At 48.8% G+C, this 19,391-nt stretch carries 18 protein-coding genes, 1 pseudogene and 3 riboswitches; of the genes and pseudogenes, 14 read left to right on the top strand and 5 right to left on the bottom strand.

Going from position 1 to position 19,391, the window contains the following annotated elements:
* Positions 1-21: 21 nt before the first annotated feature.
* The 4 genes from HCR03_RS02975 to HCR03_RS02965 form a co-directional block, all read right to left on the bottom strand.
* Complete coding sequence (locus HCR03_RS02975; protein WP_156991439.1) at positions 22-1,089, bottom strand: 6-phosphofructokinase; 1,068 nt, start codon at positions 1,087-1,089, stop codon at positions 22-24.
* Positions 1,086-1,670, bottom strand: a complete 585-nt coding sequence (locus HCR03_RS19630) for a polyphosphate kinase (RefSeq protein ID WP_267459213.1) — start codon at positions 1,668-1,670, stop codon at positions 1,086-1,088. The genes HCR03_RS02975 and HCR03_RS19630 overlap by 4 nt, the downstream gene beginning before the upstream one ends.
* Before the next feature lie 100 nt (positions 1,671-1,770).
* On the bottom strand, positions 1,771-3,213 hold the full coding sequence (ppk1, locus tag HCR03_RS02970) for a polyphosphate kinase 1 (RefSeq protein ID WP_228725078.1): 1,443 nt from the start codon (positions 3,211-3,213) through the stop codon (positions 1,771-1,773).
* A 16-nt stretch (positions 3,214-3,229) separates the two neighbouring features.
* Entirely contained in the window at positions 3,230-4,783 is a 1,554-nt protein-coding gene (locus HCR03_RS02965; RefSeq protein WP_187036616.1) for a Ppx/GppA phosphatase family protein, read from the bottom strand.
* Between the two features lie 198 nt (positions 4,784-4,981).
* Here HCR03_RS02965 and HCR03_RS02960 point away from each other — a divergent pair, with 198 nt between their 5' ends.
* From HCR03_RS02960 to mreB, 7 genes and pseudogenes are all read left to right on the top strand, one after another.
* Complete coding sequence (locus HCR03_RS02960; protein ID WP_187036614.1) at positions 4,982-6,232, top strand: CapA family protein; 1,251 nt, start codon at positions 4,982-4,984, stop codon at positions 6,230-6,232.
* 37 nt (positions 6,233-6,269) lie between these two features.
* Positions 6,270-6,402, top strand: a riboswitch (FMN riboswitch).
* 91 nt (positions 6,403-6,493) lie between these two features.
* A riboswitch (FMN riboswitch) is annotated at positions 6,494-6,630 on the top strand.
* Between the two features lie 7 nt (positions 6,631-6,637).
* Positions 6,638-7,279: an ECF transporter S component gene (locus HCR03_RS02955; RefSeq protein WP_228725077.1), complete on the top strand. Its 642-nt coding sequence runs from the start codon at positions 6,638-6,640 to the stop codon at positions 7,277-7,279.
* Between the two features lie 89 nt (positions 7,280-7,368).
* Positions 7,369-7,470: riboswitch (SAM riboswitch) on the top strand.
* Between the two features lie 92 nt (positions 7,471-7,562).
* Positions 7,563-8,747 (top strand): methionine adenosyltransferase, encoded by a 1,185-nt coding sequence (gene metK, locus HCR03_RS02950; protein WP_156991437.1) that lies wholly within the window; start codon positions 7,563-7,565, stop codon positions 8,745-8,747.
* A gap of 44 nt (positions 8,748-8,791) precedes the next feature.
* Positions 8,792-9,127: a hypothetical protein gene (locus HCR03_RS02945; protein WP_066644171.1), complete on the top strand. Its 336-nt coding sequence runs from the start codon at positions 8,792-8,794 to the stop codon at positions 9,125-9,127.
* Positions 9,128-9,192: 65 nt separating this feature from the next.
* A complete protein-coding gene (gene recD2 / locus HCR03_RS02940; protein WP_066644172.1) occupies positions 9,193-11,409 on the top strand; it encodes an SF1B family DNA helicase RecD2 in 2,217 nt (738 codons plus the stop codon).
* Positions 11,399-12,073, top strand: coding sequence for a ComF family protein (locus HCR03_RS02935; protein WP_187036612.1), 675 nt, complete (start codon positions 11,399-11,401; stop codon positions 12,071-12,073). Before recD2 ends, HCR03_RS02935 begins: the two co-directional genes overlap by 11 nt.
* An 89-nt stretch (positions 12,074-12,162) precedes the next feature.
* Positions 12,163-13,187: pseudogene (gene mreB / locus HCR03_RS02930) on the top strand (rod shape-determining protein MreB).
* Positions 13,188-13,242: 55 nt separating this feature from the next.
* Here mreB and HCR03_RS02925 read toward each other — a convergent pair.
* Entirely contained in the window at positions 13,243-13,479 is a 237-nt protein-coding gene (locus tag HCR03_RS02925) for a hypothetical protein (RefSeq protein ID WP_066644175.1), read from the bottom strand.
* 217 nt (positions 13,480-13,696) lie between these two features.
* On the opposite strand from HCR03_RS02925, the gene HCR03_RS02920 reads away from it, so the two are divergent.
* From HCR03_RS02920 to HCR03_RS02890, 7 genes are all read left to right on the top strand, one after another.
* Positions 13,697-14,590, top strand: a complete 894-nt coding sequence (locus tag HCR03_RS02920) for a DUF5685 family protein (protein WP_066644243.1) — start codon at positions 13,697-13,699, stop codon at positions 14,588-14,590.
* Positions 14,583-15,212 carry a J domain-containing protein gene (locus tag HCR03_RS02915; protein WP_066644176.1) on the top strand — a complete coding sequence of 210 codons (630 nt, stop codon included), beginning with the start codon at positions 14,583-14,585 and terminating at the stop codon, positions 15,210-15,212. Before HCR03_RS02920 ends, HCR03_RS02915 begins: the two co-directional genes overlap by 8 nt.
* Positions 15,213-15,241: 29 nt before the next feature.
* On the top strand, positions 15,242-15,784 hold the full coding sequence (locus HCR03_RS02910; protein ID WP_207708903.1) for a hypothetical protein: 543 nt from the start codon (positions 15,242-15,244) through the stop codon (positions 15,782-15,784).
* A 175-nt stretch (positions 15,785-15,959) separates the two neighbouring features.
* Complete coding sequence (locus tag HCR03_RS02905) at positions 15,960-16,832, top strand: MurR/RpiR family transcriptional regulator (RefSeq protein WP_066644177.1); 873 nt, start codon at positions 15,960-15,962, stop codon at positions 16,830-16,832.
* Positions 16,829-18,064 carry a BaiN/RdsA family NAD(P)/FAD-dependent oxidoreductase gene (locus HCR03_RS02900; RefSeq protein WP_187036610.1) on the top strand — a complete coding sequence of 412 codons (1,236 nt, stop codon included), beginning with the start codon at positions 16,829-16,831 and terminating at the stop codon, positions 18,062-18,064. The genes HCR03_RS02905 and HCR03_RS02900 overlap by 4 nt, the downstream gene beginning before the upstream one ends.
* 12 nt (positions 18,065-18,076) lie before the next feature.
* Entirely contained in the window at positions 18,077-18,745 is a 669-nt protein-coding gene (gene cmk, locus HCR03_RS02895; RefSeq protein WP_066644178.1) for a (d)CMP kinase, read from the top strand.
* Positions 18,746-19,390, top strand: a complete 645-nt coding sequence (locus tag HCR03_RS02890; RefSeq protein ID WP_330601101.1) for a lysophospholipid acyltransferase family protein — start codon at positions 18,746-18,748, stop codon at positions 19,388-19,390. It abuts the gene before it with no gap.
* The last annotated feature ends 1 nt before the right edge of the window (position 19,391 follow it).

The raw sequence follows: 19,391 nt of genomic DNA, 5'->3' as shown, positions 1-19,391 counted from the left end.
ATTCATTCTTTTGCTTATTAATCAATTTCCAAAGCTGATACCGGTATCCTGAGCAGTCAGGATTATTTCACTGTCGAGCGGTACAGTCTTTAATTTTCCGGCGACCTCCTGCAGTGGTACGGCAACAATACGGTCGTTTTGAAGCGACACCATGTTTCCATAATTTTCTTCAACGACCAGTTTTGCTGCTGCAGCACCGAACCGTGTGGCAAGGACACGGTCATACGGGCATGGGCTTCCACCGCGCTGAAAATGGCCAGGAACGGTTACTCTTGTTTCCTGTTCCGTCATTTTTTCAATTTCATCTGCAAGGCGGTAAGAAATGGATGGATAAGGCATTTTTACCCGCTCCGCCTTAAACTGTTTTTTGCTGAGTCCGGACTCATCTATGGAGATTGCACCTTCGGCAACAGCAAGTATGGAAAAGCGTTTTCCCTGCTGATTCCTTTTGCGTAGAGATTCCGCAACACTTTCAATATTGTAAGGCATTTCCGGCATCAGAATGACATCGGCTCCGCCCGCGATGCCTGCATACAGAGTCAGCCAGCCTACTTTATGGCCCATGATTTCCACGATAAAGACCCTGCTGTGCGAGGTCGCGGTGGTGTGAATGCAGTCGATGACGTGAGCCGCGTTTTCGACAGCGCTCTGGAATCCAAAGCTCATGTCCGTTCCCCACAAATCGTTATCGATTGTCTTGGGAAGAGTGATAATGTTCAACCCCTCTTCCCAAAGGAGGTTGGCTGTCTTATGCGTACCGTTGCCGCCCAGAATGATAAGACAGTCTAATCCCCATTTTTTGTAATTTGATTTCATTTTTTTGACCTTATCATCGTTTTCCGTCCGCATTTGTTTGAACGGCTGCCTGGATGTTCCGAGAACGGTTCCTCCCAAAGTCAGAATTCCGGAAAAATCATCCGCGTCCATGCGGCGGCAGATTCCCTCCATCAGGCCCCGGTAACCATCCTGAATGCCATATAATTCTATGTTTCGGCCCATTCGGTTGTAAAGAGATTTCGCAATTCCGCGAAGGGCTGCATTCAGTCCCTGGCAGTCGCCTCCACTTGTCAGCAGTCCTATCTTTTTCATGGTTCCGTGATTCCTTTCCGTTTTATTGAGTAAGCAGTTTCAGGTGCTGAAACTTCTCTGTCTAACTGGAAGTGTGCATATTGCTGAGCGATTTTTGCGAACTCATCCTGGCAGCTGAGAGGTGTTTTTCCTCTTCTGTCTACTCTGGAGTAAGTGCCGTCGGCTTCCATGGTGCGCGCGTTCTCGTTGTCGTTTAACAGCAAGTCGACTATCTTCATGATTCTGCCGCGAAGATGTTCGTCTTCCACGGGGAAGACAAGTTCCACACGGCGGTCCAAATTTCGCTGCATCCAGTCGGCGCTTCCGAGAAACACTTTTGTATTTCCGGCGTTTCCAAATACAAAAATGCGGCTGTGTTCCAGCAATCTTCCTACAATGCTTCTTACCGTAATGTTTTCACTGAATCCTGTTTTTCCGGGAATCAGGCAGCAAATGCCGCGTACAATCAGGTGAACCGGAACTCCCGCTTTCGACGCCTGATACAGAAGATCAATGATCTCAGGGTCCACTAGAGAGTTGACCTTGGCGGTAATTCCGCAGGGCAGAGATTTTTTTGCATTCTCTGTCTCGTTTCGAATCATGCGGAGAAAAAAAGGGCGAAGGGCTGACGGGGCAACGATAAAGCGATTATATTCAGGGGGGCGGGAATAGCCGGTCAAGACATTAAAAAGGGAAGAAGCGTCAACCCCCGTATGGTTCCCGACAGGTGAAAATGCCGATATCCGTATAGACTTTCGCCGTTGAATCGTTATAGTTTCCCGTAGCCATGTGTACATACCTTCGGATTCCGTCTTCGTCGCGGCGAACGACAAGCAAAATTTTGCAGTGCGTTTTTAACCCGACAAGCCCGTAAATTACATGGCATCCGGCTTCTTCCAGTTTTTTCGCCCACATAATGTTGTTTTCTTCATCAAAACGGGCTTTTAGTTCAACCAAAACGGTTACCTGTTTTCCGTTCTCAGCCGCGCGGATCAGCGCCGCAACAATGGGGGAATGTCCGCTGACCCGGTATAGCGTCTGCTTAATCGCGAGGACATTTTCATCCTCCGCGGCTGTTCGAACGAAATCGATGACCGTTTCAAAGCTTTCATACGGATGATGAACCATGCGGTCCCGCTCTCGGATCGCTTTGAAAATATCGTCACAGTCGGCAAAATCACTCGGCGGATAAACCGGCTGCAGCGGACGGTAGCAGAATTGCTCGTATTTTGGCATAGAGGCAAAGGAGGAGCAGAAAGTCAAATCCAGCGGGCCCGGTATCTCATAAATTTGATGATCTTCAATCTCCAGCATTTCTTTCAGGAACAATTCCGTTTCATAGTCATGTCCCCGGGAAAGTTCAAGGCGAACGGGTTTGCCGCGTTTACGCTTTTTCAGGAATTTCTGTACTTCAATCAGCAGGTCGTCCGAGTCTTCATCAATATCAAGATCAGAGCTTCTTGTAATGCGGAAGGTACAGGCCGAACGGATTTCATTCAGTTCAAACAGTTCCCCCAACTTATAAATAATGACATTTTCAAGAAGAATGTAGTCGTTTCCGCCCTCCGACGGAATATTTAGAAAACGCGTTAAAATGCCGGGGACCTGAACCACCGCAAAATAAGATTCATCTTCGCCTTTCAGGCGGACGGCAATATTCAGGCTGCGATTTGCGAGCAGTGGAAACGGCCGGCTTCTGTCTACGGCCAAAGGCGTAAGAACGGGGAACAGAATCTTATCAAAATATTCGGAGATGTATTTTTTCTGACTTTCATTCAACTCGTCAGCTTTCAGAAAACGTATTCCGCTTTTTTTCAGAGCAGGTAAAACGGAGCGGGTAAAACAGGAATACTGCTTTTCAATAAAGCTGTGAATTTTTTGAGATAGAGTCAAAAGCAGTTCGGCGGGCGTATATCCGGAAAGATCGCGCATGAAATAATGGGAATCTACCTGATCTTCCACACCTGCGACGCGCACCATGAAAAATTCATCCAGGTTCGAGGCCGTAATGCCGAGAAAACGCATTCGTTCCATAATCGGATTTTCTTTTCGGAAGGATTCTTCCAGCACGCGATAATTAAAATCGACCCAGCTTAATTCCCGATTGATGTACGGGATCACATGTTTTTCTTCTTTCTCACTCAATGGTCACACAACCTTTTCACAGCAGGTTAGATTTTATGGTAAGTTCGGGATTGCAACCGAAAACCTCTTTAAAATACGGCGCACACTGATCAAACGCCCATTGCTCCAAAAAAAGATTCGCGTCGCTCTGGGCCGAAATCGTCAACCGGTCCTTTTCCAGCCGGACCTTGATATCGGAGAGCTTTTGTTTCTGCGATTTGTCAAGTGCGTTGGATAACCGGAAGATTGCCACCAGCTTTGAAACGATCAGCCTGTTATTTTCACTCAGCAGCGCAAAGGTGTGGTTCCGGTGGCTGGGAACGTCGTATTCATTATAGCGTGCAACAAAAGCCGTCAGCAGCATTTCCTCGTCTGTGAGCCCGTAAATATCCGTGTCCTTGATAATATCGAATGAGCTCTGAAGGTGCTGCTTTACCGTAACATAATGCCCGCAGTCATGCAGGATGGAAGCCAGTTCCAAAAGCAGGCGCTCTCTTCTGCCCAAACCGTGCAGGCCCTTCATTTTATCAAAAATTTTACAGGAAAACCCTCTGACACATTCCGTATGCGCTCTGCTGCAATGATAGGAGTCGGAAATTTTCTTTGCGCAGGAGATTGCGCTGACGCGCACATGGTCCTGATATTGCCCCGAGCTTTTCGCAATCAGCATTTGCCGGATTAAAGCGTCCCAAAGCTCCACTTCCGGCGACAGAATTGTTGCGGAATTCGTGTAATGAAGAAGTTTCATTGCGATTGAAAGAGAAGAATACAGCAGTTCCGCCGTTTCTTCGGAAAGATTATATTTGCGACCGATCCGTTCCTGCGGCATCTTTCGTATTTGTTGGAATAAATCCTTGATTCTCAGGGAATCCAGTTCATATCTCCCGTCCGCCTGCTCAATTCCGCAGATCTTCGCAATCAGTCGGATCCCGCTGCCGGTCAAAATCAGATTATTAGCCTTGCCGTTTTCCAGTGGGATGTTGATATGCCCTAGGATGGAATCCAAATATTCTTCGACGACGGTATAAAAATCCTCCGTCATATTTTGAATATTCCCCAGCATATCGTGCAGCTTTAAAGACCCCATCGGGATGTTCTGAGAAAAAATCATTTGCTTTCCGTCATACACCGAAAAGCCGATGGTGCCGGCCCCGATATAACAAATCAGAGCGCTTTCGCCCCGTTTGTTTTCAATTTTATTCAAATAATTTAAAATTTCCCAATAAATTAGGGTCTTTTCCTGATCATCCTCAAGAACTTCAATTTGCAATCCGTTTTGAATTTTGAGCTGGTCGATAATGAACGATCGGTTTTCCGCTTCTCTCAGAGCCGTCGTTGCAACCGCCCTGTAGTCCGTTACGCCATACCCGTTCAAAACGTCTTCATAACCGTGCAGCAGGGAGGACAGTTCGCGCAGGCTTTCAAAGCTGATCTTTCCGTCCGTAAAAACTTCATGGCCAAGGTGCAGCGGATATTCGAGAGTCTCGAGATCATCAATTTTTCCTTTTTTCAGCTGAGAAATTCGCATCTTCAGAGCATTGGAGTCTATATCGAGGACAGCGGCAAGTTTGGGGCTTTTTTTGCGGTTCAATCAATCACCTTCCTTCGGATTTGCCAATAAAATACTATATTATAAGAATAACAAGTTTGATCGAGTTTTTCTACCTTTTTCTCGATGTTTTCAAGATATAAGTCTGCCGGCGGCAGAAATTGCATGACTTTTGCCAACGCAGTATGTTATACTGTTATCATTCCCAATCATAGTGATACAAAGAAGGTATATTGATTTATGCGTAGAAAAAATCATTCCGCGTCCCGGCGGACGGCGGTCATATCCGTTGCCGTAATATTGTGCGCCGTGTTTGCCGCAGCAGCCGCGGTTTATTCCGGACAAATTCCGGGCTTCAACCGTGCCCAGTCGTCGTCCTTCGCAGTGCCATCATCATCCGTATCCTCCTCAGCGGCATCAGAAGCTGCTTCCTCCAAACCGGTTCAAAAGCCGGTTTCCATTACGATTCTGGGTGCCGGGGACGATTTGATTCACAGTTCCGTGTACAACCATGCCCAAAAGCTGGCGGGAGGAAAAGGCTACGATTTTGACCCGATGTATCAACGCGTTGCCGGCACCATACGCGGCGCCGACGTCGCGGTGATTAATCAGGAATCTGTTTTGGCCTCAAAGGCTGCGCCGATTTCAGGCTATCCTCTTTTTAATTCACCGACCGAAGTTGGGGACGAGCTGGTCCATTTAGGGTTCGACGTCATTAATCAGGCGAACAACCATCTGCTGGATATGGGCGAGAAAGGAATCAAGGCAACGCTTGATTACTGGGATACCCAGCCGGTCAAGGTCGTCGGGGCCTATCGAAATGATGAGGACCTTCAGAATATACGGATTGTGGAAGCAAAAGGGATTAAAACGGCCCATATCGGAATCACGGAAATGACCAACGGTTTGTACCTGCCGAAAGGATCAAATTACAGGATCATCTACGCGAGCGATACGGAATTAATCAAAAGCCTGATTCAAAAGGCGAAAAGCATGGCCGACGTCGTCGTAATATCCGTCCATTGGGGAACGGAAGACACTTATACCCTGACGGACAAGCAGAAAAATTTGGCGCAGAATATGGTTGACTGGGGCGCTGATATTATATTCGGAAACCACCCGCATGTGGTGCAAAAGCTCACTTTGCTCATGAGAGCGTCAGATGGGGCAAAATGTCCTGTGATTTTCGCAATGGGAAATTTCATTTCCGGGCAGCTCTATGGCAGAAACATGGTCAGCGGTCTCCTGACCGTGACAATGACAAAAAACTTTGAAACAGGAAAAACAACATACTCCAGTATGAAATTTGAGCCGATTGTCACGCACTATGAAACCGGATTTGAGAATCTTGCGATTTACCCGCTAAGCGAATATACGGACGCGCTGGCAAAGAAACACAGCGTACGGAAACGGACTCCGGAATTCAGCAAGCAGTTCATACAGGATATTATCGACCGGAATATCCCAAAGGAATATCAGGCGGAATCTTGACAGAACCTGATTCCCGTGATATACTGTAAACAAATAAATCAGTCTTCGGGGCGAGGTGAAATTCCTCACCGGCGGTAAAGCGGCATTAAGCCGACAAGCCCGCGAGCGGAAACGCAGATTTTGGTTGAATTCCAAAGCCGACGGTAAAGTCCGGATGGAAGAAGAAAAGCGTTTTATAACGTTTATTCCGTCCCGCATTTTTGCGGGACTTTTTTTATTTCATCCGTTGACCCTGCCGAGCATCCGGGATGATTTTTTAAGAAAAAGGTTCAGGGCGGGGCGAACTTCCCCACCGGCGGTAAAACGGCAACAGCCGATCAGCCCGCGAGCGGCAGTCAGCCGCAGATTTCGGTTCGATTCCGAAGCCGACGGTAAAGTCCGGATGAAAGAAGAGGAGAAAATTAGATGAATTCAATGGATTATGAAAAAGCAGGCAAGAGACAGGGATTAAAGCTGGATGCCAGGAGTATCGCACAGATCGGCGTTCTTTCAGGAATCGCTTTCGTACTGATGATGTTTGAGTTTCCGCTTTGGTTTGCTCCGGCATTTTACCAACTTGACTTCAGTGAAATACCGGTCCTGATCGGAGCCTTTGCAATGGGCCCTGCGGCCGGGGTGCTGATTGAACTGATCAAAGTATTGCTTTATATGCTGATTCACGGCAGTTCTACCGCAGGCGTGGGCGACCTTGCCAATTTTTTATTCGGAAGTTCCATGGTGATTCCCAGCGCGGTCATTTATCAGCATCATAAATCAAGGCGGTATGCGATTGTCGGCTTAATTACCGGAACGCTGGCATTGATTGTAGTCAGCAGCCTGATAAACGCCTATGTGCTCCTTCCTGTTTATGCGGCTGCTTTTCACATGCCGATGAATGCATTAATCAGTATGGGCTCCGCTGTTAACCCATCGATTCAGGGACTTACGACCTTTATTATGCTGGCTGTAGCACCGTTTAACCTGTTTAAAGGAGTTACCGTTTCGTGCCTGACCATGCTGCTGTATAAAAAAGTCAGTCCCATTTTACACAACAGGATAGGCAAATGACATAGAATATGATTAACCGGGTATTTTATGGTTAACGCTTTACAACTTCTGCGGCCTGTGCTATAATTTGCTTATTAAAAATGAATAGGTCCTTATCAAGAGCGACGGAGGGAACAGGCCCTGTGATGTCCGACAACCTGCTTTTAAGAAAGTAAGGTGCCAAATCCTGCGGGAAAGCCGAAAGATGAGGTGGATCAATACCGTCCGGTTTTCCGGACGGTGTTTTTTTATTTTTCAGGGATGGCCTAAGGCCAACTGAGGAAAGTCAGGAGGAAACAAATATATGTCAAAGCATTTTTTTACGTCGGAATCCGTAACGGAAGGGCACCCCGATAAAATGTGTGACCAGATTGCGGACGCCGTTTTGGACGCGATCATAGCCCAGGACCCGGCGGCGCACGTTGCGTGTGAGGTTACGGCGACGACAGGAATCATTCATGTAATGGGAGAAATCTCGACAAACTGTTACGTGGATATTGCCTCCATTGCAAGGGACGTCGTAAAGGATATCGGATACAATAACCCGGATTGCGGTTTTGACGGAAACACCTGCGGGGTATTAACTTCGATTGATGTGCAGTCGCCGGACATCGCCATGGGTGTGGACCGCTCCTACGAAGCAAAAAACGGCGCAACGGATGAAAGCGACCTGATTGGAGCCGGAGACCAGGGGCTTATGTTCGGTTATGCCTGCGATGAAACCCCCGAACTGATGCCGCTTCCTATTTCACTTGCCCATAAACTGGCCAGGCGGCTGAGCGAAGTGAGAAAAACCGGACTGATTCCTTACCTGAGGCCGGATGGCAAAACTCAGGTTACTGTGGAATACGAGGAAGACAGACCTGTCCGTGTGGACACGGTTGTGGTTTCGGCCCAGCATAGCCCGGATGTCACCTTGGAACAGATTCGCGTCGATGTAATGAAACATGTGATTCAGGCGGTGGTTCCACAGCGGTGGCTGGATGAAAAAACAAAGTATTATGTCAATCCAACCGGAAGGTTTGTAATCGGCGGTCCGGTCGGAGACAGCGGGCTGACCGGAAGAAAAATCATCGTTGACACCTACGGCGGATATGCCCGTCACGGCGGCGGCGCATTTTCAGGGAAAGACCCGACGAAGGTCGATCGCTCCGCGTCCTATGCCGCCCGCTACATCGCCAAAAACCTTGTCGCGGCGGGAATAGCCAGAAAATGCGAGGTGCAGCTCGCCTATGCGATCGGCGTTGCCAGGCCTGTCTCCGTCCGTGTCGACACGTTCGGAACTTCACCTTACACGGGAGAAGAACTCTCCGATGCGGTTGAAAAGACATTTGATTTAAGACCCGGCGCGATCATCCGGGATTTGGACCTTCGGCGCCCCATTTTCCGCTCTGTCTCCAATTACGGCCATATGGGCCGGGAGGACCTCGGCGTTTCCTGGGAAAAATGCGATCGTGTGGATGCACTGAAAGCCGTATTGAAAAAATAATCAAAATTCCGCCCCGGCACATAGAATGTGTTGGGGTGGTTTTTATGTTTGAAATTATTTTCAAAAGTGTTTTTGTGCTGTTTGCCATTCTTGGAATTGTGGAAGCATTCCGGATGTTTTTATTCTGGCTGCTGAAAACAAAAAATCCGGGTGGATTTTTTCTGATCGTTTCCATGACCGGGCATGACGAAGAAGCGGAATTGGTTTTAAGAAGTGCCTGCGAGCGGATTAAATGGTTTCCGGACAGTGCAGCGCAGCTTCTGGTCGTCGATTGTGGTATGGACGAAGAGACCAGACGAATCTGTGAAATCGCTTGCTACGAACTGCCGGAAATCCGGCTCTGCCGGCCGGATGAAGTACAAAAGATCCTTTGCCGTTAATATTTGCAAATACATATCGGATCGTTTATACTAGAGATATTACAACGCGAACAAGAGGGAACTGGATGGCGGAAACAGGACTTCTGGAAATGACCGGAACGGTGGAACAGATTATTTTTCGAAACGAAAAAAACGGATATGCCGTTATTGAAATCAATAACGGCGAAGAACTGGTTACGGCGGTGGGGAATTTGCCGTTTGTCGGTGCCGGCGAGGAATTGCATGTCGTTGGAAACTGGATCACCAGCCAGAATTATGGGGAGCAGTTCCATGTGGAGGCGTTTGAGCGTTCCAAACCGGCCAATGAAGCGGCCATGCTGAAATATCTCTCCTCCGGCGCCGTAAAGGGGGTCGGACCGTCTACGGCGAAAAAAATAGTGGAGCTTTTTGGCGGCACTGCGCTGGAGGTCATGGAAAACGAGCCGGAACGCCTTTGCTCCGTTCGGGGCATTACGAAGCCAAAGGCGGAAAAAATCTGCGAAGAGGTAAAAAGGCTCGGCGGAATCAGGCAGATGATGGTACAGCTTGGCGGATATGGGATTTCTCCCGAGGAGGCCGTGCGCGTCTGGAAATATTACGGCGCGCAGTCAGTAGACCGCGTCAGAGAAAATCCATACTGTCTCTGCGAGGACGGCGTGAGCATCGGATTCGACCGGGCCGACCGGATTGCCGCGTCGCTGGAACGCCCGCAGGACGACATCTGCCGCGTTCGCGCGGGAATCCTTCACGTGATCAAGCACAATATGGGAAACGGACATACCTGTTTGCCTGCGGACAAGCTGACCTCGGCCGCGGCCCGCCTGCTGGGAGTGGAACAGAGCCTGACCCGTGACGTCCTTGAGGATTTAAAAGCGGATACATCCGTTGTCGCCTGTACTTTTCGAGACAGGGAATTTGTTTTTCTTCCCGGTCTTTATCGCTCTGAGGTTTATTCCGCGGAACGGATCAAAATGCTGCTCCGCTTTCCGGCTCCGTCGGTTACGGGAGTTGACGACAGGCTTGCGGAGGTTGAAAGGGAATTCGGAATTCAGTACGCCGAAGGGCAGAAGCAGGCTGTGCGGGAGGCTTTGTCCAAAGGAATTTTGATTCTGACCGGCGGCCCGGGTACCGGAAAAACAACGACGCTGAACGCGATCATCCGCCTGCTGGAGCGCAGCGGTGAAAAGGTTTTGCTTGCGGCGCCGACCGGCAGGGCGGCGAAACGGATGTCGGAGCTGACAGGCAGGGAGGCAAAAACCATTCATCGGCTTTTACAGGTGGAGTGGGACGAAGAGGACAGGCCCGTATTTGCCCGGAATGAAAAAAATCTGCTTGAGTGCGATGCGCTCGTAATTGACGAATTATCCATGGTTGACACCGCCCTTTTTGAAGCTCTTTTAAGGGCGCTTCCGCTTGGACGCAGGCTGATCCTTGTTGGCGACAGCGACCAGCTTCCTTCCGTCGGGCCGGGGAATGTGATCGGAGATCTGATCGCTTCCGGGCTTCTGCCCGTTGTGCAGCTTCGGCAGGTTTTCCGGCAATCCATGCAGAGCCTGATTGTAAGAAACGCTCACCGGATTGTTTCCGGGGAAATGCCGGAACTTGACATCAGAAATGAAGACTTTTTCTTTTTAAAATGCACTGTTCCGGCAAATATCGGCGCAACCATTGTTGATTTATGCAACCGCCGGCTTCCGGAAAGCTACGGTTTTTCTTCCCTGACAGAGATACAGGTTCTTTCGCCGTCACGAAAAGGAGAGCTTGGAACAACGGAATTGAATAAAAAACTTCAACAGGCAATCAATCCACCGGACGGCCGAAAGACGGAAATCCGGGTAAACGGCTCGCTTTTCCGCGAGGGCGACAAAGTCATGCAGGTTCGCAACGATTACAATCTGCCGTGGAACCGCTTGGACGGTTCGGTAGGAGAGGGCGTATTTAACGGCGACCTTGGTATCATTCAGTCGATAGATCGCCGAGCTTCTGTGATCACGGTTCGCATGGACGATCGAATTGTCTCTTACGAGACCGAGACTGCGGCGGAACTGGAACTTGCCTATGCGATGACGGTACATAAAAGCCAGGGCAATGAATTTCCCGCGGTAGTCATGCCGATGTACCGGGGTGCGCCTCAGCTTGCTTACAGAAATCTGCTCTATACTGCGGTGACCCGGGCTAAGTCCCTGCTGATCCTTGTCGGCACTCCTGAAACGGTTCGTTCTATGGTTGAAAACAATCGCAAGACCAGACGGTACACGGGACTGGCCTATCTTTTAACCGGGGGCGGGGAGGATGAAGTTTAAAAAAATAATTTTATTCTGTCTGGAATTGATCTTTCCGCCGCATTGCATTTTCTGCGACAAGATCGTTGCGCCGGGAACAAAAATTTGTCAGGGCTGCGTCTGCGCAATCAAGCCTGTCAGCGCAGTGCGCTGCATGAATCTTCCCGACAGCGGACAGAATATTCCATGTGCCGTCCTCTACTCCTACGAGGATCAGGTTCGTGATTCGATCATAAGATTTAAGTTTTACGCAGAAAAAAGCAATGCGGAATTTTATGCGGATCAGCTTTCTGAATTGATCGGGAACCGAATGAACGCGTCTTCCTTTGATGTAGTAACGGCGGTACCGATTTCCCACGAAAGAAAAAAAGGCCGCGGATATAATCAGTCGGAGTTGATTGCAAGAAAAATCGCTGAAAAGCTGAATCTTCCCTATCGGGAATGCCTTGAGAAAATTCGCGATAATCCGGAGCAGCATCTGCTTCCGCGCACGGAGCGAATGAAAAATGTCAAGGGAATTTACCGAGCCGACAAAGATTTGGCCGCCGGGGAAAGCGTATTGTTGATAGACGATATTGTAACAACAGGCTTTACCCTTTGCGAATGTGCCAGGGTCCTTCTCGAAAACGGAGCCAAAGCCGTTTCGTGTGCCGCAATCGCGCAGGTTGAAAGGACGCCTTGTTGAAATTGAACGTATTTTATTTTATAATAAGCGGGTGAATTTAGTCCGCATTTGCTTCCGAATGTGTTTTTATAAGAAATGGATGTGATTTTGTGCTGGGAACCGACCTTGCGATAGACCTTGGTACGTCTACGACAAAAATCTATCTTGATGGTAAAGGAATTATTCTGAACGAGCCTTCCGCTGCGGCGGTTAATGTTGAAACGGGTGAGGTTGTCGCGACCGGAAAAGAAGCCTACACGATGATTGGGCGGACTTCCGATAAAATTAATGTCTGCCTGCCGCTGGAGGGGGGGTGATTTCCAATTTTGACCTGGCCCAATACCTGATCGGGACATACTTAAAGAAGATTAATCAGAGCCGCGTTGTAATGCCGCGCGTCGTGGTCAGCGTCCCCTGTAAAATAACGGAAGTGGAAAAGCGAGCGGTTGTCGATGCAATCAGTTCTTCCGGCGTGAGAAAAATCTGTCTGATCGAAGAGCCAGTGGCCGCGGCGCTGGGGGCGGGAGTGGACATTTCAGAGCCTCACGGAACCCTTGTTGTTGACATCGGCGGCGGAACAACGGATATGGCGGTGCTTTCACTCAGCGGTATTGCGATATCCCGCTCTGTCAAAGTGGCCGGCAATGCTTTCAATGAAGCGATTATCAAATACATCAGGAGAAAATACAACCTGATTATCGGGCGGCGCATGGCTGAAAACGCCAAGCTGGCGATCGGGTGCGTTTATCCCAGAAAAGATGTTTCAACATTTCGGGTGAAGGGCCGCAACGCGATGACCGGACTGCCGCAGTGGGCGGACATTACGAGTGACGAAATTCTGGAGGCTTTGATCGACAGTGTCATGCAGGTGATCCGCGTCATTCAGGAAATGCTGGAAAAGACCCCTCCGGAATTGGTCGGGGATGTCTATTCCGACGGGATGATTTTAACGGGCGGTTCCGCTCAGCTGTTTGGTTTCGACAGTCTGATTTCCAAAAAGACAAAAATGCCGGTGCATATTGCCGTCGATCCTCAGAATTGCGTGGCGGTGGGCGCCGGAAAGGCAATTCGCTTTATTGACGATATTGAAAATAAATCTTATGGAATTCTGAATCCGCTGAGCGCGGCTTACTAAGTTGAAGGGATAAAAAAACGCCGCTGCAATCATACAGCGGCGTTCAAAATTCATTTTATTTACTCATCATATAGTTTATAAACATCAACTCGTCTTCTGGGTTTTCTACACTTAATTCCGCCGATACAGTCGAGTTTTTCGTTTTTTCAAGCAAAGCACGCACGCCGTACAGTTGACATAGCTTGCTTTTCAGATTCAGTTTGTTTCCATCATCCGTTACCAGATAAACATTTCCTTTTGACTGGTCCAGCAATTCAATTAATTTAATCACGTCGATATCATATAATTTCATATTTTATACCTCCTGTCCTTATTACTTTATTTCATTATACGATGCCATTTAAAAAAAAACAATGCTTTTTCCGGTAATATCATTCTGGACCGCGGGACAAAGGGATATTCCGATGCATCCCAATAAAATTTACACATTGTTAATTAAATGTCGGTGCGGGGTAGAGTAAAATAAGATTGAACTTGTGGCGATCTCAATAGGAATAAGGATGATCTTTTTGTTTGGCTATGTGAAACCTCAGAAATCGGAACTTCTTGTACGGGAACTTGAAGCGTATAACGGAATTTACTGCTCGCTTTGCAAGATTCTCGGTAAAAAATACGGGATTGCTGCAAGGCTTGCATTGAATTATGACTGTACTTTTTACGCGCTCGTTCTGATTTCGGCTTCTTCAGAACCGATTCCCAAACTAGAAAAGGGAAGATGTGTGGTTAACCCGCTCAAGCAATGCGCATTCTGCGAAAAAGCGGGGCTGGAATTTGAACAGGCTTCCGCTCTTACGATGATATTATTGTATCATAAGCTGAAAGACGATATTTTTGATTCGAAAGGTTTCAAAAAGTATCTGCGCGTTTTTGTTCTGCCGATTGTCAGACATGCCTATCGCAAGGCGGCAGCCGATTATCCGGGACTAGGTGAAATTATATCGGAGGCGATGGACCGGCAGCGTGAGATTGAACATAGGGATTCGCCCGGACTGGATTCCTGTGCGGAACCGACGGCACGGATGATGGAGCGCATTATGGAGTTCTCTTCGGGGGAAGATCCGTCCACGCCAAAATCGCGCGTTTTGAATCGGTTTGGCTATTATATTGGCCGCTGGATTTATTTTATTGACGCGGCGGACGACCTGAGCGACGATCTAAAAGAAGGCGCGTTTAATCCACTTGCGATCCGGTTCCATCTGAACGGCGAAAGCGATCCCGAGGATATCCGAAAAGCGAGGGCTTATGCAAACGAGGTTTTAAACCAAACGCTTTCGCAGCTTGGCGCGGCTTATAATTTGATGGAAATGAATTCAATGGGTTCTATTGTCCGGAATGTCGTTTTTCTGGGCCTGCCGCAGATGCAGAAGGAACTGTTGTTTAAAAAGGAGAAAACGAATGTCTGATCCTTACAGAGTTCTTGGAGTATCGCCGAACGCAACGGATGACGAAATAAAAAGCGCTTACCGGGAACTTGCGAAGAAATATCATCCGGATAATTACGCGGACAGTCCGCTGGCCGATCTTGCCGGAGAAAAAATGAAAGAAGTCAACGAGGCGTACGACCAGATTATCAAAGAACGCAGGCAGCGGAAAAACGGCGGTCAAAGCGGGTATGCGGGGTATTCCGGAACCGAAGGCTATTCAGGCCGGAGCACGGGGTTTTATGATGTACGCAACCTGATTAATTCCGAAAGGATTGCGGATGCCGAACAGATTCTGGACGGCGTTCCGCTGGAAAACCGGAACGCCGAATGGTTCTTTTTGAAGGGCACTGTTCTTTACAGACGCGGATGGCTGGATGAAGCCTATAACGATTTTGCAAACGCCTGCCGGATGGATCCTTCCAATGCGGAGTACCGTGCCGCTTTTAACCAGGTAACGAATCAGCGAAACGGCATGTTCGGCGGATACAATCCCAATGTTCCGCAGTACGGAGGGGTTGGCGGCTGCGATCTGTGCACGTCGCTGTGCCTTGCAAACCTCTGCTGTAACTGCTTTGGCGGAAGCGTTTACCCTTGCTGCTGATCCGTTCGTTTTTTTGGAGGAAGATTGAGTTGAATCACAGCCTTCGATTGGCTTTTTGTTCTGTGGTAACTGCGCTCGGCACCGCGGTGATGTTTCTGACCGGCATGATTCCGGTTGGAACCTATGCGCTTCCTGCTTTTGCGGGGATTCTGATGATTTCCGTTGTGGCTGAAGCCGGAACCGGCTGGGCTTTCAGCGTCTATGCGGCGCAGTCCATTCTTTCCGTGCTTCTTGCCGCGGACAAGGAGGCCGTCTTATTTTTTGTCTTGTTTTTCGGGTATTATCCGATTCTCAAGTCTTTATTGGAAAATCATTTACGCAGGATAGAGCTCCAGACGGCCGTGAAATTGATTGTATTCAATGCTGCGGCCGTACTGGATTTTTGTCTGTCGGTTGCTTTTCTGAGCGTACCCAAAGAGAGTTTTTCGATTTTCGGCTATTATCTCCCCTGGCTGTTCCTTTTGGCCGGAAATGTTGTTTTTCTGATTTATGATTACGCCGTTTCGCTCCTGGTAATCACATACTTTAGCAGGATACATCCAATGATAAAAAAACTGTTCCGGTCAAAATAGGCTGCCTTGTCCTATCAGCGGAAGTTTTACTTGATTTTTAACGGCTGCGGAATTAAAATAAGGATTGGACCGGAAATCAATATCCGGCCACTCTTTTTGATGAAAAAGGAGTCCCCGGCTCAAAATACTCTGGGCGGACGGTCCGGGACAAATGCAGAGAAAAGGCGGAGTTGAAATGGATAATCTACTTGCGGTAAGGATTCAGAACAAGGTTGACAGTTTTTCAAAAGGTCAAAAGCGTATCGCAGCATATATAGAAGAGCATTATGATAAAGTCGCATTTATGACGGCCTCCAAGCTGGGAGCCACTGTTGGGGTCAGCGAGTCGACGGTCGTACGTTTTGCCACCCAGATCGGTTATGCGGGATATCCGCAGCTTCAGCAGGCGATACAGGAGATGATCCGGAATAAGCTGACCTCCTTTCAGCGTATGGAGGTTACGTCGGAACGGATCGGAAATTCGGATGTTCTTGATTTTGTATTTAATCAGGATATCGACGTAATACGCCGTACGATGGAGGAAACAAATCACGACAGTTTTTACAAGGCCGTAGATTCCATTGTGGCGTCCAGAAAGATCTATATCCTGGCGGCGCGGAGCGCGCTGGCGCTTGGGACTTTTCTTTCTTATTACCTGAACCTGTTATTCGAAAATGTTCTGTTGGTTCAGGCAACGAGCGAAGGCGAAATTTTTGAGCAGATGATTCGGGTTGATCAAAGCGACACGGTCATTGGGATCAGCTTTCCGCGGTATTCCAGAAAAATCGCGAAAGCGATGAATTTTGCGCATGACAGAGGTGCCAAGGTGATAGGGATTACAGACAGTTCCCTTTCTCCGGTTGCTCAGGCATCCGGCTGCGTGCTGCTTGCCAGAAGCGAAATTGCTTCCATTGTGGATTCGCTTTGCGCGCCGCTCAGCCTGATCAATGCGCTGATTGTCGCGACTTCCCTGAAAAAGTCTGAAGAGTCTAAAAAAATCTTTCAGAATCTCGAAGATATCTGGGACGCTTACGGCGTTTATGAAAAGGTGGATGACAGCTCGAATTGAAGTTTGATGTTTTAGTAATCGGCGCGGGAGCAGCCGGGATGATGGCGGCCGGGACAGCCGCCCGGAGGGGCCTAAGGGTCTGTCTGCTGGAAAAAAATCAGAAACCGGGCAGGAAGGTCGGCATTACCGGCAAGGGAAGATGCAATCTCACGAATCATTGCAGCGTGCCGGAGTTCATCGCTTCCGTGCCGACAAACGGCCGTTTTTTATTCGGCGCGGCTTCTCGGTTTTCTCCGCAAGATACCATGAGCTTTTTTGAAAATTTGGGCGTGCCGCTCAAAACTGAGCGCGGAAACCGGGTTTTTCCCCAGTCCGACAAAGCTGCTGATGTCGTCGGGGCGCTGGAGCGGTTTGTCAAAGCGTCCGGCGCTCAAATGCTGAACGAAGAAGCAAAACAGCTTTTGATTTCCGATGGCAGTATTCAGGGAGTTAAGCTGAAGGACGGCGGCCAAATTTCTGCGCAGAGCGTAATAGTTTGCTGTGGCGGAAAATCATATCCCGCAACCGGTTCCACCGGGGACGGGTATCTTTTTGCGAAGCAAGCGGGACATACCGTGACGCGGCTGCGACCTTCTCTGGTTCCGCTTGTTGTTCAGGGTACGGATTGCAAAGAGATGATGGGGCTGTCTCTAAAAAATATTTCGATCAGCGTAAAAGATCAGCAATCAGGCAAAACCATCTATGATGATTTCGGCGAACTGCTGTTTACCCATTTTGGGCTTTCCGGCCCTGTGATACTCAGCGCCAGTGCTCATCTTCGCGACATGTCGCCGGGGCGTTACCGTATTGCGATCGATTTAAAGCCCGCTCTCAGTCCGGAGAAGCTGGACGCCCGCCTGGTTCGGGAGTTCCGAGAAAATCAGAACCGGGATTTTGAAAATTCACTTTCCTCTTTATTGCCAAGAGCGTTGATCCCCGTGGCGGTTCGCAGGTCCGGAATTGAACCTCACATCAAATGCAATCTGATTACCAGGGAAATACGCCATGGCTTTGCTTCACTGCTGAAATCTTTTTCATTTTCGATCGAAGCTTTTCGTCCGATTGAAGAGGCTGTGGTCACATCGGGAGGGGTTTCTGTTCGGGAGGTTGACCCGAAGACGATGCAGTCCAAGCTGATAAAGGGCTTGTATTTTGCAGGCGAAGTTTTGGATGTGGACGCCTATACCGGCGGATACAATCTTCAGATTGCGTTTTCCACCGGCCGGCTGGCCGGAAATTCCGTACCAGGTTAGGGGGGATCATAGATGATTGCTGTTGCGATTGACGGACCGGCCGGGGCGGGGAAAAGTACGGTAGCCAGGCGGGCTGCTAAAATTCTTGGATTTGTTTACGTTGATACGGGGGCTTTGTACCGCGCGATCGGTCTGTACATGCTCAAACATGGGATAGCGCCGGACAATCGGGAAGCCGTGTGCGCCGCCCTTTCAAACGTGACTGTTTCCCTTGAGTTTCAGAATGGGAAGCAGAAAGTGCTTCTCTGCGGCAGCGACGTAACGCCGGAAATCCGTGCTGAGGAGGTTTCTAACGCCGCGTCTGAGGTTTCAGCAATCCCGGAGGTACGGCAATTTTTGTTTTCCATGCAAAGAACCCTTGCCGCCGAGCGGAACGTCGTAATGGACGGCCGCGATATCGGCACGGTGGTCCTTCCGAACGCTCAGGTCAAAATATTTCTTACCGCTTCGCCGGAAGAACGGGCGCAAAGAAGATACAGGGAGTTGCTGCAAAAAGGCAAAAAGGCGGAATACTCCGAGGTTTTAAAGGATATGATTCAGCGTGACTATCATGATTCACACCGCGAGGTTGCTCCGCTGATTCCCGCGAAAGATTCTGTGCAGATTGACACAACCGGAAATACGTTGGAGCAGTCTGTAAATCGGGTCGTCAATGTGATACGCTCGGGCTTAAAAATCTGAATGAAAATTGGTGAAACAATGAAACGGACTCCTCTTTATTCTTTTTTAAGAATATTTATGCCTTGGTTTTTTCGCAGCTTGATGCCGATTCGGGTTCGAAATGCGGAAAAGTTGCCGAAAGACGGGAAGGCGATTCTTTGCTGCAACCATATGAGCATGACGGACCCGCTTCGGCTCGCCTACAGTCAAAAACGCCAGATCTATTTTATGGCAAAGGAAGAATTGTTTCATATTAAATTCCTTGCACCAATCATCAAATCCCTGGGAGCTTTTCCCGTTTCAAGGGGAAAGGGAGATAAAACAGCAATTTATACAGCCAAGGATATTCTGGACACCGGCCGGATTCTGGGGATTTTTATCGAGGGAACCCGTACGAGGGACGGAAATTTTCTGCACCCGAAATCCGGTGCGGTCATGCTGGCGCACAACTGCCATGCTCCAATTGTTCCGTGCTGCATTACGCCTAAAAAAGGCAGAATGCCAAGGCTGTTTCATCCATGCTATGTCTCATTTGGGGTCCCTATTTCAGAGGAAGAGCTTGGAATCAAAAACGGTACTCCGTCGGAATTCCGGAATGCAAGCAAGCTTGTTATGGCCAGAATTGCGGAACTGAGGGAGGCGGATCTCGGGAATTCCCGAGGATGAA

Origin of the sequence: Caproicibacter fermentans (genome assembly GCF_014303955.1) — a bacterium.
Taxonomy (GTDB): Bacteria; Bacillota; Clostridia; order Oscillospirales; family Acutalibacteraceae; genus Caproicibacter; species Caproicibacter fermentans.
This window is presented reverse-complemented; position numbering and strand designations above follow the sequence as displayed.